Below are 14,353 nucleotides of genomic sequence, written 5' to 3' on the forward strand. Positions count from 1 at the left end.
AGGCTGGTCGCATGATGCTGGTCTCGCACGACAGCAACGAGACCGGAGGGGCGCGGTGTTCAACCGACTCAGACGGCGGGTTACCCACCGCCCGCACGAGCAGGAGGCAGTACCCGGCCCCGCTGGTGCGCCGCCGGCGACCACCGAGCCCATCCCCTGCCCCGACACCGCCAAGGCCCTTGGCCGCGGCCGCGAGGTCACCCACTGGGTATGGGACTACCCCTTCGAACTGCCCCTGCAGCAGGGCATTTTGACCTGCGCGGCCTGTGGCGCGCGGCGTGACTGGCTGCTGCTTCTGCACCTTGCGACCGACGAGGTCTCCGTGCGGTGCCGCTGCACCCATCAGTGGGTCGAGCTACAGATCCCCGCCGACTGGTATCGCCGCCACACCGGGCGCATCTGCGGATACTTCACCGACGCCCACCACCGGGACAAGTCGCTCGGGTTCGACGGTACCTTCGCCGGTATCTACTGGTGACCCCGCCCTCCGGCACCGAGGCGAGCACCGACCCCCAACCGACGAGACGATCAACAGCAGGCGGATCGGGGACTACTGGGCGATCGGGCGCGGTGTACGAGGTGCTTCTCGACGACGGACGCGACGGTGCGCCTGCCGTAAGGCGAAGCGCGCGAGACAGCGCCTCTGGCACCCGGAGTTGAACAGCTGAAGGTGCGGGGCAGCGGCAACGCTGCGGACGTGTTCCTTGCTCACCACCGGCCGGCCCTGGGTCCACGAACTGAGCTGGCTCCGCCGCCCCAGCGAGTTGCTGACGCTTCCGCCGCGCGGGACTGCGGCGGACGCGAGGGTCAGCTTCGCCATCGTCACCGCTCCGGACCGTGTGACCGCCGAGCGCCGGCTGGAGACCCTTGTCCATGGACTTGGACCTGACGGTCGACCTCGCTGGAGGATGACGACCGACATAGAAAGGTGAACGGGCTACGCGACCTTGTTCGCGTAGCCCGTTGACCTTGTTAGCGGGTGAGTCGGCTGCTTGCTCGGCTTCGGCTGGCACCTGCCGCTGACGGCGGAGGAGCGGGACGAGCAGGAGGCGGTGAGGGGCCTGTGGACGATTGGGAGATGGTGATGTGGGCGCTGGGGGCGGGGAGTCGGTGTGGGTGACGGCGCGTGGGGGTGGGGTCGGTCATGGCGGTGGTGAGGGCGCCGATCAGGGGGGTGGGGGTCGCCCGGCTGAAGGTGATCCACCAGGCGGCGTCTTGGCGTCCGGCGCCGATCTGCCAGCCGGGGACCGACAGGGGACTGGTCTCGGGCGTGGACGGGGTTGCCTGGATGGCCACTGCCTGGGTGTCGGGGGAGGTGGTGAAGACGCGGCCTTGGGCCTGGTGCGTCGTCCACCCGGCCCGCTCCAGGGGAGCGGTGGCGAGGTAAGGCGCGAGCGGGCCGATGAGGTGTTGGTGGGCACCGTGGTGGCACATCTCCCCGAGCGTACGAAAGAACGGACGAAGGAGTTCCTCGGGCGCCACCGTGGCGTGGGCCGTCCACAGGGGCTGTCCGTAGGGGTCGCTCGCGGTGGTGATGCGCCAGGGCTGTGCGGGATCTCGTTCGAGCAGGTAGCCGATGCGGATGGTGTGGTCCGGGCTGGAGATGTGCCAGTTTCCAGCGGAGTCGCGGTGGAGGGGCCAGTCCTGGGCCAGCAGCGGGGCGAGGGCGTGCTCGGGGGCGTCGCGGGAGCCGGCCAGATAGATGGGGCTGACCCAACTCCAGGCTTCCGGGGTGGGCTGGTCGGCGGTGTTCAGGCGCGGTCATCTCCCACGTGGTCGAAGGCGGCCTCGGAGAACAGGTCGCTGGGCCGGTAGGACAGGCGAGGGGAGCGGTGTGGTGCGGGTTGTGGCTGGTGGTGAGTGGTGTGCCAGGTGGCGAGGCGGTGCAGGAGGGGTGGGAGTGCGTGGGCGTGGGGGGTGAGGTGGTAGGTCTGGCCTCGGGCGCTGTCCGACCCGCTGGTGGGGGTCAGGAGGTGGCGGAGGAGGAGGTGGGTTCCTCGGGCGTAGATGGTGGCGCGGGAGACGGTGGGCAGCCGGTGGGCGATGGCGTGCAGGGTGGCCGGGCCGGTGGCGGCGAAGGTGGACAGCAGGAGCAGGGTGTGGCGGCGGGCGAGGAGCGCGAGCGCCGTCTCGATGCGCTGGGTACGCGGGCACCGGGCCGAGGTTTCGGGCCACCAGTGCAGGAGTTGGGCGTAGAGGGGGGCCAGAGCGCGCCCGGCGGGGGCCAGGGCCCACAGTGCCGGGCCGGTGTGGACGAGGGGGTGGAGGAGGCGTTCGTCGACGAGCCGGGCGAGGTGGTCCTCGGCTGTGCTGCGGGTCAGATGCGGTATGGCTCGGGCGAGTTCGGCGACGGTGGAGGGCCCGCGCTGGTGCACCGCATGGAGCAGGCGGGTGGTCCATGGCCGGGCCAGCACCTCGACGGCCGTGGTGGCGTGGGTGAGCTGGTGGTCGGTGAGGGCGTGCCAGGTCGGTGCGTGGAGCGTGGCAGTGGTCATCGGCGGCGTCCAGGAGATGAGTTGGTGGGGGCCGGTCGGGTGGTGAGCACGGAGAGGTGTCGCGGGACGGGAGCGTGGGAGGGGAGGCGGCCGAGGCGGAGGGCCGCGGTGTTGTACACCTCGTGCGCCTCGCGTGGACCGATCGCGATGACGAAGATCTCGCGCCGGAATTCGCGAGATGTCGGGGCGGCACGTTCGCGGAAGACGATGCGCCACTCGGCGTCCGGGTCGACGTGCAGACGCCGATACCCCGAGAGGTCCACCCCCGCGCGCTTCCCAAGAGAAGTGCCGCGCTGCTCGCCGTGGACTAGCGATTGGAGTTGCAGGAGGGCCATATCGCGGATGCCGATGGGTAGGCGGCGGAGGTCTTCGATGGCGCGGGGGTCCGCGGCGAAGCCGAAGCGGGCCGGCATCAGGCTTCGGCGTTCGGGACGCCGGGGTCATCGGTGTTGGTGTTGGGGGGAGGGGGCAGGAGGCGGTGGGCGGGCCGGTGGGGGTGGGTCATACACGCGGCGAACGGGCCCATAGCAGAGCGGAGTTGGGCCATGGTGTGGTCCAGGAAGTCGCGGTGCCAGATCGCCGGACCTGAGGGGCCGGCGTCCCGTGCGATGTGCTGGCGCCAGGCCGCCCACAGGGCGTGCAGGCGGGCGACGGCCTCGGGGTGCTGCGGCCACCAGGGGCACCAGGGCACCGGGGTGGAGATTTCCCGGCCGTAGTTCGGTAGCAGGATGTCATCTACCCACCGCACCAGCCGGGCCAGTTCGCGCTCGCGTGCGCGGCCGTGCTTGAGCAGGATGAATCCGGCTCCACCCGGCCGGGCTGGCTGCGGCAGCTCGTCGTCGAGGTCCTCCAAGGGGTCCAACTCGTTGTCTTCGGCGGGGTTGTTGAAGACGTTGCTGAGTCGGGCGAGATGGGTGGCGAGGTCGGCGGGGTCCAGGCGTATCGGCTCGGGCAGATGCTCCTCGACCTGCTCCGGCTCGTCGACCTGCTCCGGCGCGGCCGGTTCCTGCGGTGGTGGGGCTGCTTCCCGCAGGGTGAGCTGGTTGGGGGTGGTGGGCTCGGGGCTGTCGGTCATCACTGCTCCTCGGGGCCGGCCAGGCCCAGGTCGTCCGGTCCGGTGGTCTGGTTGAGCGCGGTCTCCAGGCGGCTGCGGGCGATGCCGGCGTAGTGCGGGCTCATCTCGATGCCGATGAAGTCCAGCCCTTGCTGGAGGGCGGCGACGCCGGTGGAGCCGGACCCGCAGCAGAAATCGAGGACAGTCCCTCCAGGGGGGCATATCCGCACCAGCTGCCGCATGACCGCGAGAGGCTTTTGCGTGATGTGCTGTCGGTCCTTGCGAGGCTGTGATGCGGAGTACAGGCCGGGGAGATAGACCGGGTTCTGGGAGGCGGCGATGCGTCCCTTGGTTCCCCAGACGATGTATTCGCTGTCCTGGCGCAGGCCTCCCTTTCGGGGGCGGGCGGCGGGCTTGTGCCAGGTGGCGATTCCCTGCCAGGTCCATCCAGCGGCTTGCAGGGCGTCTGCCGTGGTGGATACCTGCCGCCAGTCTGTGAAGATCAGCGCGGGGCTGCCGGGCTTCGAAAGGCGGTATGCCTCCGTCAGGTTGAGCGTGAGCCAATACCCGTACGAGTGTTGGTCTTTGTTCTCGCCGTCGAAATCCGCGAGGTGGTGGCGCACGCCGCCGCTGACGTACTTGGCGCGGGCGGTGCGGCTGGTCCGCTCGGTCGTGGTGCGGCCACCCGAGTTGTAGGGCGGGTCGGTGATGACGCAGTCGACCGCTTGGTCGGGCAGGGTGGCCATCACCATCAGGGCATCCCCCTGGTGGAGAGAGAAAGGCAAATCGACTCCCCGAAATCAAAAGACGAAGGAGAGCCGAGGATAGGCGCCGGATCGTGTCGCCCCAAGAAAGCGTATAGCCCGCCGCAACCGCGGGCTAACCCCGCCTGCTGACAGTGCCAGTTGGGGCGACCGTGATTCGTCTCTACAGTCGATCACGACGTCGAGAGGCAACTCGACATCGCGGGCTTGGCCTGCTTGTAATTCGACAGAAGGGGGGATGTGTCGTGCGCGGCAGATTACGCCTCGGGTGATCGCTTCGAGGGCATGGGCGAGCCGTCCGGAAGAGATCGCTCTCTCTTCCGGACGGCGCGGAAAACGCGGGAGAAACCAGTGAAGAAGACGGCGTTGGGGGTTGGCTTGGTGATGGCCACCTCCCCGGTGATGGTCGCCCTCGCTGCGGCCGTCGCTGTGGGCGGCGGTGCCCCAGCTGCCGCTGGCTGCTTGGCACCCGACTGGCTTGCCGCAGGCATCCCGGCCGATGCCCGCGAGGTGGCGGCCCTGATCCAGGACCGGCACGAGGTGCTGCTGGATGAGGAGCAGATCGCCTCAGCCGCCCAGATCCTGGCCGCCGGCGGGGATCTTGGGGTGCCGGCGCGGGGGCAGATCATCGCGCTGGCCACCGCGATGCAGGAATCCAGCCTCCGGAACCTGGAGTACGGCGACCGCGACTCCCTGGGCCTCTTCCAACAACGGTCCTCGCAGGGGTGGGGCAGCGCGCAGGAGATCCAAGACCCCACCTACGCCTCAACCCGCTTCTACCGCGCGCTCCTTGAGGTGGCCGGGTGGCAGGAGATGCCGCTGGCCGTGGCCGCCCAGCGGGTGCAGCGCAGCGCCTACCCGGATGCCTACGCCCGGTGGGAGTCCCTCGCCGTCGACCTGCACGCCGCCCTCGTGCCGACCGCCGCCGACGACGCCCTCGCGAACTGCGCCACTCCTTCTGGCGTGTTGTTGGAGATCCCGGCTGGCGAGCTGCCGGCCGGCTACCAGATCCCGGCCGGGGTGCCCGGTGAGGTGGCGGTCGCGATCCACTGGGCGCTGGCGCAGCTGGGCACCCCCTACCAGTGGGGCGGCACCTGCACGGCGCCGCGAGGGCCCGATCCGATGGGCCGGTGCGACTGCTCGAGCCTGATGCAGGCCGCCTACCGCGCGGCCGGGGTGAGCATCTCCCGCACCACCTACACCCAGATCCATGACGGGCAGCCCGTCGCCGAAGCCGATATCCGGCCGGGTGATCTGGTGTTGACCGGTCTGGGGCCGGATGGACCCGACCATGTCGGGATGGCGCTCGGGCAGGGCCTGGTGGTGCACGCACCCCGCACGGGCGATGTCGTGAAGGTCTCCCGGCTGCAGGACTGGGCCGGCCAGATCAGCTACATCAGGCGCATCGTCCCCTAAGTCCGCGTTCGCGGCACTTTCTCCGGCGGACCACCCCGCCGTCCCCCTCTTTCTCTCCCTTCGCTTTCTCGTTCCCCGAGGAGACAGATCCCGCATGGGCATATCCACCCTCGTCCGCTCCGTTCTGGCATATGACCCCGGCATATCACCCGAGGAGGGCGGGCTGCCCGGGCTCGATGTCCTGGTGGACGTCATGGGCTCGATCAATCTCTACGGAATCATCGCGATCGTCGGCGCATTCGCCCTGGCCGCCACGGCCTGGGCCTACGGGCACTTCGGGTCGAGCCCCGGTGCCGAGCAGACGGGCAAGAGGGGGCTGCTGGTCGCGACCGGCTCCGCTTTGCTGCTGGGCGCGGCCAACGGCATCATTGCCTTCTTCAGCGCGCTTGGGGAGCGTGTCGAATGACGAAGACCACCTCCCCCCTCCTCCATGCCAGGGTGCCGCGCGTGCGGCGGGTGCTGATCGGCCTTCTGGTGCTGGCGATCGTGGCAGCCGGCGGACTGGCGGTCGCCCTGCTCAACGGGAACGACTCATCTGGCGCTGGGATGTCGGCACGGGAGGAAGGCAGGGGGCTGCCGCGGCCGGGTGATGGCGCTTCGAGTCCTACTCCTCGTCTGCCCATCCCGCCTGAGCGCCCGGGGCCGGTGCCGCAGCCGTCCTCGACGGACCCGATCGCCTACGCCGAAGCCGTGGCCGGCCTCTTGTGGGTCTACGACACCCGCACCACCACCCACCGGGAACGCGTCGAGCAGCTGGCCGGGTTGATGACCGGCGAGGAGGAACTGGCCGACGTCGACTCGGTGTTGGCGACGGTGCCGCCGGAGGAGGTCTGGGGGCAGCTGGCGCAGATCGAGCAGTACGCCACCGCCGAGGTCGACGCCGGCCGGTATCCGGAGTCCTTCCGGGAGGTCCTCCAAAACCGGCCCGAGCTGGTTCGCCAGAACGGGGTCTATGCGGTGACGGTGACCGGTCGGCAGTCGATCCACTGGACTGATGGCGGACGCGGTGCGGAGGAGCGGGCCATCACCCTGGCCGTGCAGTGCCGCCCCGACACCCTGTGTGCGCTGGTCGGCGTCCTCCCGGGGGTCGCCCCATGACCCGCGCCACCATCAGCACCACCAAGCCGAACTTGTCGGGGGGTGGTTGCGGTGCCGGGCGTGTGTGATGTTCCGGGGATCAACATGGTCTGCGACGCCGTCGGCGAGGCGGCCACCGCCGGGGCCGGCGCCGTGATGGGTCCGGTCGGCGACTGGATCGCCGCGTCCCTGGGGGACTTGGCGGGCTCGGCCGCCGAACTCGCCGCCACGGCCGTAGACTCCACCACTACCGTCAACCTGGAAGCGCAGTGGTTTCGCGACCACTACGCCCTGCTGGTGCCGATCGCGTTGACTGCGTTGGTCGGTGCGTTCTGCCTGAACCTTGTGGTCGCCGCGTGGCGGGCGGATGGGGTGGCGCTGCGCCGGGCCCTGACCGGCACCATCCACGGCAGCCTGTTCGCCTTCGTCGTGGTGCCGGTGACGATGATCGCCCTGACGGTCACCGACGCACTCTCCGCTGGGCTCTTCGAGGCCGCCGGCACTTCGCTGCCCGACGCGGTGCGCCGCCTGGTCGACGTCGCCCTGCTGGCCTCGTTGGGCGGGTTGGGGTGGGCGCTGGCCGCGCTGGTCGCGCTCGCGATGGCCATCGGCGCGTTCCTCTTCTGGGGCGTGATGATCCTTCGGAAGGTCGGCCTCCTCATCCTCCTCGCACTCGCCCCTTTCGCCGGCGCCGGTGCGGGGTTTGAGTTCGGCCGCCGGATGCGGCGTGGGTGGATCGAGCTGACCGCCACGCTGATCGTCTCGAAGGCCGTGATGACGGTTGTCTTCGTGGTGGGCGTCGCGGCACTGGGGGAGGCCTCTCCGGCGGATACCGGTGACATGGCCGCGCTGTCCGATGCCATCGCGGGCCTGGTCGTCATGCTCCTGGTGCTGCTCTCCCCGGTCGCCGTGTACCGGTTCGTGCGGTGGGCTGGTGACGGTGCGGGTGAGGAGGCACACCGCACCGGCTCGTCCGGTATCGGGATCGGAGCCCAACGCCTACGGCAGACTGCCGTGTTGGCGGCCGGCGCCGGCGTGGGCGCGGGAAAGGCAGCGCCGCAGGGGCCGACATCCGCCTCCTTCTCCGAGGGCCTGGTCCCCTCCTCCTCTTCCACCTCGGCATCTGCTGGGCAGGGCGTCGCATCCGGATCAACACCGTCCCCGACGCCGCCGGCCGCCAATCCCCAAGCGCCTACCGGTGGCCAAGCGCACCGGCAGGCACCGTCCCAGCCCGTGCCGCCACCGAGCTGGACACCGGCACCTGCGGACCTGCGTAAGCCGCCGTCCAGCCGCCCGCCGGCCGCGCCGCCGGAAGGCGGGCGGTGAGCGTGCCGCAGCCGGCCGAGGGCTCGCCCGCTCCGACGGTGCGCTTCCCCCACCGCTCCCGGCGCGGCGTGCTGGTGGGCCTGTCCGCCATGCAACTGGCCGCCGCCGGGGTCGGGGTGGTGGCGCTCCTTGCCGCTTTGACCGCCGGCGGCATCCCGCGCGCCCTCCAACTCGCCCCGGCCTGGGGAGGGTTGGCGGCGGTGATCTGGGTGCGCCGCGCTGGCCGCCCGGTGGTGGACTGGGCGCCGCTGATCCTCGCCTACCTGTGGCGGCGGATGACCGGACAGCTGCGGTGGCTGGCCCACCCGGCCACCCGCCCCCAGCAGGAAGGCGCGCTCCACCTACCCGGCGCGGCCGGCTCCCTGCGCGTGATCACCGCCCCCAGCCGGCACTTCGGCGCGCTGTATGACCCCCACGCCCGCACCCTGACCGTCGTGGTCCGCGCCGCCGCCCGCGCGTTCGCGCTGCTGGACCCCTCGGTGCAGACCGACCAAGTCGACGGCTGGGGCCGGGCCCTTGCCACGCTGGCACGCACCGGGCACCTGCGCGCGGTGCAGGTGGTGGAGCGCACCGTGCCGGACGCCGGCGACGCCCTGATCCGGCACGCCGACCGCCAGGCGCGGCCGATCGCGCCGCCGGCCGAGCCCATCTACCGCGACCTGATCCAAGCGGCCGGACCGGCCGCCGCGCCCCACGAAACCTATGTGGCGCTGGCGATCGACCTGCGAGCCGCCCGCCGGGTCATCAACCGGGCCGGCGGCGGCCTGAGCGGCGCCTGCGCGGTGGCCGGCCAACTCCTCGCCTCCTTCGGCCAGTCGGCCCGGCAGGCCGGACTGCTGTCCTTGGGGTGGCTGACGGCTGAGGAGATCGCCGCGGTGATGCGCACCGCCTACGACCCGGCCGTCCTCCCCGCACTCCAACGCTGGTCGCCCAGCTCGACCAGCTCGACCGCGCGAGCGGCCCCCGCCGCCGCAGGACCCCTGGTCCAGATGGAGACCCCAGACCACCTGGTCACCGACACCGCCTGCCACACCACCTACTGGGTCCACGACTGGCCCCGCACCGAATCCCACGCCGGCTTCCTCCACCAGGTGCTGTTCGCGCCCGGCGTGCGCAGGACCGTCTCGCTGACCTACCGGCCCTCCTCCATCGACGCCGCCCTGCGCGATGTCCAGCGCCGGAAAGCCTCCGTTGTGGCAGACGCGGCCGAGCGAGCCCGCCGAGGCCGCGTGGAGGCCGAAGCACACGGAATCGAGTACGCCGACGTCCAGGACAGGGAGCGGCAGCTGATCGCCGGCCATGCCGACGTGCGGTTCACCGGGCTGGTCACCGTCTCCGCCGACACCCGCCAGGCCCTGGCCGAGGCGTGCGCGGCGATCGAGACCGCCGCAGGCCACGCCGGGATCGACCTGCGCCGCCTGACCTGGCAACAGGCCTCCGCGTTCACCGCCGCCGCGCTGCCGCTGGCCCGCCCCCTCTAACCCCTCCTTCTTTCTTCTCCGTCCGTGCGTTGAAAGGCCCCTTGCTGTGCGTTCACCCGCCCATCACAACCCATGGGCCCACCCCGCCGCCGGGCCGGCCACACGCGAGGACCTCGACCAACTCCACGCTCACCTGGTGGAGTTGCACTACGTCGCCGAGGACCTCACCAGCGGGGCTCGGGTCGCTGACCTGTCCGCGCAGGCATCCCACCTGGCCGCTGTGCGGCTGCGCCTGTGGCAGGCAGCCTCCTGCTTGCACGATGCGTTCCACGCCACCCCTTCCAGCCCAACAGCCGGTGCCGGGCGCCGGTTTGGGATCTGCCGCCGGCACCTGGCCGCCTCCACACTGGCCCGGCTGCGCACCACCCGCGGCCAGCTACACGACCCGATCCACGGTCATACCACCCACCCCGACCCGACCACCGGGGAGACAGGATGAAGGCCGGGGAGCGGGACCTCGACCTCCTCCTGCGCCGCCAACGCCACCAGCCGCAGCGGCGGCGGACGAGCCGGGACGAGCAGGAGGAGCAGCCCACGGGAGCGTGGCCGGCGCCGTTGTTCGGGTCGGGCGGACGTCCCGGACCCGACTCGGGCCGGGCCGGATGGCTACGGCTTCCCGCAGCCCACCGCATCACCACCCACATCGCCGCCCGGGCCTACCCCTTCCTGGCCGAGGGCGGACTCGGCTCGGCCGGCATCTACCTTGGCCGCGATGTCCACGCCGAAGCATCGTTCTGCTTCGACCCCTTCCAGCTCTACGGAACACTCGAGGGCTTCACCAACCCGAACGTCGTGCTGGCCGGGGTGATCGGCACGGGGAAGTCAGCGCTCGCGAAGTCCATCGCGCTGCGCAGCAGCGTCTTCGGCTACCGCGTCTATGTCCCGTGCGATCCCAAGGGGGAGTGGACTCCGGTCGCCCGCGCGCTCGGCGGGGCGAGCATCGCGCTGGGGCCAGGACTGCCGGGCCGCCTCAACCCCTTGGACGCGCCCCGGCCGCGCTCGGTGAGCCGCCAGGACTGGGACGGGCAGACCCGCAGCCGGCGCCTGGCCCTCCTGACATCCCTGGCCAAGACGGTGCTGGGGCGGGACCTGGCGCCGATGGAACACACCGCTCTGCAGGTGGCGCTCGACGTGGCCACCACGCACACCGAAGCCGCCGGACACACCCTGCTGCTAGGCCACATCGACCACGCTCTCAACCGGGCCGACCTGCTGCGCTCCGGCGGCGGCACCGTCGCCGGCGACCTGGGCGAGGCAGCCGTCGACCTCGCCCACGCCATGCGCCGCCTCGTTGGGGGCGACCTCGCCCACCTCTTCGACGCCCCCTCCACCGTCGCCTTCGACCCCGAGCTGCCCATCCTGACCATCGACCTCTCCCGCCTCGGCGACACCGGCGAAACCGCCCTCGAACTCGCCATGACCTGCGCCTCCGCGTGGATGGAGACTGCCCTGGCCGACCCGCACGCCGGCCGGCGATGGGTGATCTACGACGAGGCCTGGCGACTGATGCGCCACCTCCCACTGCTCGAACGCATGCAAGCCCAGTGGAAGCTTTCGCGCGGGCTCGGCATCGCCAACCTCATGATCATCCACCGCCTCTCGGACCTCCTGGCCGCAGGCGACGTTGGCTCACGTGGCAGGGCCCTGGCCGAAGGCCTCCTCGCCGACTGCTCCACCCGCGTCATCTACCGCCAAGAAGCAGACCAACTCAACGCCGCCGCAACGCTGTTGGGACTCACCCGCACCGAAATCCAAGCCATCTCCGCGCTGACCCGCGGCCGAGGCCTGTGGAAGGTCGCCGACCGTTCCTTCATCACCCACCACATCCTCCACGAAAGGGAAGCGGCCCTGTTCGACACCGACGCCCGCATGACTGGCGAAGTCCACGAGGTGCCGACCTCTGCAGACCCTCAATCCGATGAACCCAAGGGGGGCGGCCCGATGACGCATTCATCCCCTGCTGTGGATTTCCGGCCCCAAGACGGGCCGGGGAGGAGTGTATGAGTCTGCATCTCGTGCCGGTACGGTTCCGCGAGGCCGCTGCGTTCGTTCGGGACTGGCATCGTCATCACCCCCCGCCGGTCGGACAGATATTTTCCGTAGGTGCCGCAGGCGACGACGGGATTCTCCGAGCAGTCGCGATTGTGGGCCGGCCAGTCGCACGTCATTATGATGACGGAGCCACCCTGGAAGTTACTCGTACCTGCAGCGACGGCGCCCGAAATGCCAACTCGATATTGTACGGTGCCGCATGGCGGGCGGCGAAAGCTCTGGGCTACACGCGCTTGATCACCTACACCCAGGACGGAGAGAGCGGGGCAAGCCTTCGGGGCGCCAATTGGCGGGTCGTCGCTCGTCGGCGCCCCCGCCCTGGATGGCACACCCCATCTCGCCCACGAAACTCGCAAGGCACTGAGTATGTTGCCCGCACGTTGTGGGAGGCGGTGGGATAGTGCAGCGGATACTCGTCGCATGGAATAGGGATATCGAGAGGTCTTCAAAAGGCCCGAAAGAATTTCGAGGTTTTCACCTGGCTGACCTGTGCTTACTGACCAGGGAGCCCGCTGCAGGGCTCAATGGGGAATTCCCCGCATAAAGAAATCACCTCACTTTCCCACGGGAGGCAGCTTGCCCTGGTCCACCATCCGCTTCGCACGCACTGACACCCGGGTGACCGCTTTCGGCGCCTACAGCTCCAAAGCCAGCCGAGCTTTGGAGAGCGTCGGGTTTCGCCGCGATACCGTCACCGGGGAGCACTACCACCCCGCCCACCCCAAGCGGCAGGAAGCGGTCATTCACCGTGCCGTCGATACTTTGGTCGCGGCCGGGATCACCCATTTCGGGATTACCACTTCGGTGGATCGGCTCGTCAGCGCCATCCCCACGGCGGAGGACGTCGACGAACTGGCGACGCTTATTGAGGCGGTCGTGAATCACGAGGACCAGCGCTTCGAGGAAGCCATCGACGCCGCATACGAGTCACTCAGGCGCCTGAACCCGGGCGCCACGCAGTTGCTGGACGACCTCGAGATCATCTCTTCCCGGGTGTCCTGGGCCACGTCTGACTTCCTTTCCGTCGCCGAGATTCTTCGCCACCCCCCGGCGGACGGGCTTGGGTCGTCCCGCAGTCAGCCACCCGCCCCCACTCCGCCCTCCCCGCACAACCCACCCAACGCCTCGACCTCGCGCGGCCGTTGAGTCGATCCGGACCAGCCCCTTGGAGTCGTGCTTGCACCACCCGCTCAGCCTGGCTGTCGGCCACCACCCTCACGACCGGACCGACCCCGCTCCCTACCTCACCTCCCGCCGCTTCGCTCGCTGCCCTCGACTGCGCGCCTGGGTACCGCCAGCCGACCTACCCGTCGACCAGCAGCATCGAGCCATCACCGACGCCGTCGCCCACCTCGGCGCCTCGGGACACCCCGTCGTTCACGTGCACCACGGACACCGCACCGCGGACATCGAGCACTGCTGCGAGCAGACATGAACTGGTTCGCCCCTGAACCCGAGGTGGTCATCGAGTGGGACCAGGTCACCGGAGAAACCACCGTCGTCATCGCCCGAGCCAAGCCGGCATCAGAGGTGGTGGAGGTGTTGGAGGCAGAGGGCTTTCGCCAAGTGGAGGTCGGGGGCCACGTGCTGCGTGGCGTCGACCCCTACCAGGCTGCCCGGCAGATCTCCCTGGTCACTAGGCTCCTGGACTCGAAGGGCGTCACCTGCGTCATGCGCGGCCCTCTACCTCCGGTGCCGGACATCGACGACACCGACACGGCGATCGACACGGTGTTCCAGCTCTTCGATCGACTGCCGGAGATCTGGCACCCCGAGCAGCTGAGCTGGGAGATCTATCAACTCCTCGGCAGGCGGCACTCGTTGATCGCTGCGACCGTCGAGGTCCTCCAGGAGGTCGCTCACGCGCTAGCCGCAGGCGACCCGCCAGCAGGCGACTCCGTGCTGGACCGGATCGAGGAGATCGTCGGCCACCTTCGCTCGGCCGCCAGCCTCGGGGCCGCACTGCAGCCGGAGGTCACCAGGCTGGCCCGCGCCATCTCCCCAGACCTCTCGTCGCACCCCGCGCACCCCGCGAACCCGGCGCCGCCAAAGCCTGAGGCACCGCCGGCACCACCCCGACCTGGACGGTGAGAACACGCCGTTTGCTAGCACGAGATCCCGGCACCACCAAGCTCCGGAACGGCACGCACCCTGACGGCTCCGTCTCTGTTCGTGAAGGAGCCTGTCATGGAAGAAGACCAGCCGACCCGGCGAATGACGATCATCGTGGACACGCCCACCTTCACGCGCCGCGTCGACCACGACCACTTCGCGCCCGGCGAGCAGGTCCTGATCATCCTCGGCGCCAAGGACGGCGCGTTGACCGGGGATGTCTTCGACGTGGTCGCTCCCTCGTGGCACCAGGCCACCGACGTCGACGGGTGGAGGGTGCGGGACCCTCGGGGCGGCACCGTCTCCTACTTCACCGCGGCCCCGAAGTACCTCATCCACACCGGAGTTGATTGCTCGCCGTGCGTGGACTACCTCCGCCAGCTGGAGCGGTGGGTCCTGCCCCACCTGACCGGCGAACCCGGCCAGCGCGACACCAACTCCTACCGCATCGTCGACGGCGAGCTGGTCCACATCGCCGACGCCATCACCGCCGACGAAGCCTGGTAGCCCTCCACCACCCGCCCCACCACCCACAGCAAGGACCGCCTCGTGCCCCGACCACCCAGAAACGCATGG

General features: G+C 70.2%; 16 protein-coding genes. 12 read left to right on the plus strand and 4 right to left on the minus strand.

Annotation, left to right across the window (positions count from 1 at the left end; genetic code table 11):
• Window positions 1–55 precede the first annotated feature (55 nt).
• Window positions 56–478, plus strand: a complete 423-nt coding sequence (locus EBN88_RS00445; protein WP_122181737.1) for a hypothetical protein — start codon at window positions 56–58, stop codon at window positions 476–478.
• 494 nt (window positions 479–972) lie between these two features.
• Here EBN88_RS00445 and EBN88_RS32620 read toward each other — a convergent pair whose 3' ends face one another.
• From EBN88_RS32620 to EBN88_RS00465, 4 genes are all read right to left on the minus strand, one after another.
• Window positions 973–1,434 carry a DUF317 domain-containing protein gene (locus tag EBN88_RS32620; protein ID WP_122181738.1) on the minus strand — a complete coding sequence of 154 codons (462 nt, stop codon included), beginning with the start codon at window positions 1,432–1,434 and terminating at the stop codon, window positions 973–975.
• Between the two features lie 317 nt (window positions 1,435–1,751).
• Complete coding sequence (locus tag EBN88_RS30335) at window positions 1,752–2,495, minus strand: winged helix-turn-helix transcriptional regulator (RefSeq protein WP_158621291.1); 744 nt, start codon at window positions 2,493–2,495, stop codon at window positions 1,752–1,754.
• Window positions 2,496–2,907: 412 nt separating this feature from the next.
• Window positions 2,908–3,570 (minus strand): DUF4913 domain-containing protein, encoded by a 663-nt coding sequence (locus tag EBN88_RS00460; protein WP_122181740.1) that lies wholly within the window; start codon window positions 3,568–3,570, stop codon window positions 2,908–2,910.
• A complete protein-coding gene (locus tag EBN88_RS00465; protein ID WP_122181741.1) occupies window positions 3,570–4,334 on the minus strand; it encodes a DNA-methyltransferase in 765 nt (254 codons plus the stop codon). Before EBN88_RS00465 ends, EBN88_RS00460 begins: the two co-directional genes overlap by 1 nt.
• 363 nt (window positions 4,335–4,697) lie before the next feature.
• Between EBN88_RS00465 and EBN88_RS00470 the strand changes: the two genes are divergently transcribed.
• The 11 genes from EBN88_RS00470 (at window position 4,698) to EBN88_RS00520 (ending at window position 14,284) form a co-directional block, all read left to right on the plus strand.
• Window positions 4,698–5,729, plus strand: coding sequence for a C40 family peptidase (locus EBN88_RS00470; protein WP_456114795.1), 1,032 nt, complete (start codon window positions 4,698–4,700; stop codon window positions 5,727–5,729).
• A gap of 94 nt (window positions 5,730–5,823) precedes the next feature.
• On the plus strand, window positions 5,824–6,135 hold the full coding sequence (locus EBN88_RS00475) for a hypothetical protein (RefSeq protein WP_122181743.1): 312 nt from the start codon (window positions 5,824–5,826) through the stop codon (window positions 6,133–6,135).
• 284 nt (window positions 6,136–6,419) lie between these two features.
• Window positions 6,420–6,827 (plus strand): hypothetical protein, encoded by a 408-nt coding sequence (locus EBN88_RS00480; protein ID WP_147472610.1) that lies wholly within the window; start codon window positions 6,420–6,422, stop codon window positions 6,825–6,827.
• Window positions 6,828–6,887: 60 nt separating this feature from the next.
• On the plus strand, window positions 6,888–8,132 hold the full coding sequence (locus tag EBN88_RS00485; protein WP_456114796.1) for an SCO6881 family protein: 1,245 nt from the start codon (window positions 6,888–6,890) through the stop codon (window positions 8,130–8,132).
• Between the two features lie 2 nt (window positions 8,133–8,134).
• Window positions 8,135–9,613 carry an SCO6880 family protein gene (locus EBN88_RS00490; protein ID WP_122181768.1) on the plus strand — a complete coding sequence of 493 codons (1,479 nt, stop codon included), beginning with the start codon at window positions 8,135–8,137 and terminating at the stop codon, window positions 9,611–9,613.
• Between the two features lie 46 nt (window positions 9,614–9,659).
• Entirely contained in the window at window positions 9,660–10,052 is a 393-nt protein-coding gene (locus tag EBN88_RS00495; RefSeq protein ID WP_233580349.1) for a DUF6238 family protein, read from the plus strand.
• Complete coding sequence (locus EBN88_RS00500; RefSeq protein ID WP_233580350.1) at window positions 10,049–11,617, plus strand: type IV secretory system conjugative DNA transfer family protein; 1,569 nt, start codon at window positions 10,049–10,051, stop codon at window positions 11,615–11,617. Before EBN88_RS00495 ends, EBN88_RS00500 begins: the two co-directional genes overlap by 4 nt.
• The gene (locus tag EBN88_RS32525) at window positions 11,614–12,066 is read left to right on the plus strand and encodes an XF1762 family protein (protein ID WP_122181747.1); all 453 of its coding nucleotides are present in this window, start codon (window positions 11,614–11,616) and stop codon (window positions 12,064–12,066) included. Before EBN88_RS00500 ends, EBN88_RS32525 begins: the two co-directional genes overlap by 4 nt.
• Window positions 12,067–12,241: 175 nt before the next feature.
• Complete coding sequence (locus tag EBN88_RS00510) at window positions 12,242–12,811, plus strand: hypothetical protein (RefSeq protein ID WP_122181748.1); 570 nt, start codon at window positions 12,242–12,244, stop codon at window positions 12,809–12,811.
• Between the two features lie 285 nt (window positions 12,812–13,096).
• Window positions 13,097–13,756, plus strand: a complete 660-nt coding sequence (locus tag EBN88_RS00515; protein WP_158621292.1) for a hypothetical protein — start codon at window positions 13,097–13,099, stop codon at window positions 13,754–13,756.
• Window positions 13,757–13,852: 96 nt separating this feature from the next.
• Window positions 13,853–14,284: a hypothetical protein gene (locus EBN88_RS00520; RefSeq protein WP_122181750.1), complete on the plus strand. Its 432-nt coding sequence runs from the start codon at window positions 13,853–13,855 to the stop codon at window positions 14,282–14,284.
• Window positions 14,285–14,353 lie beyond the last annotated feature (69 nt).

This window comes from Streptomyces triticirhizae, assembly GCF_003696235.1.
Classification (GTDB): domain Bacteria; phylum Actinomycetota; class Actinomycetes; order Streptomycetales; family Streptomycetaceae; genus Streptomyces; species Streptomyces triticirhizae.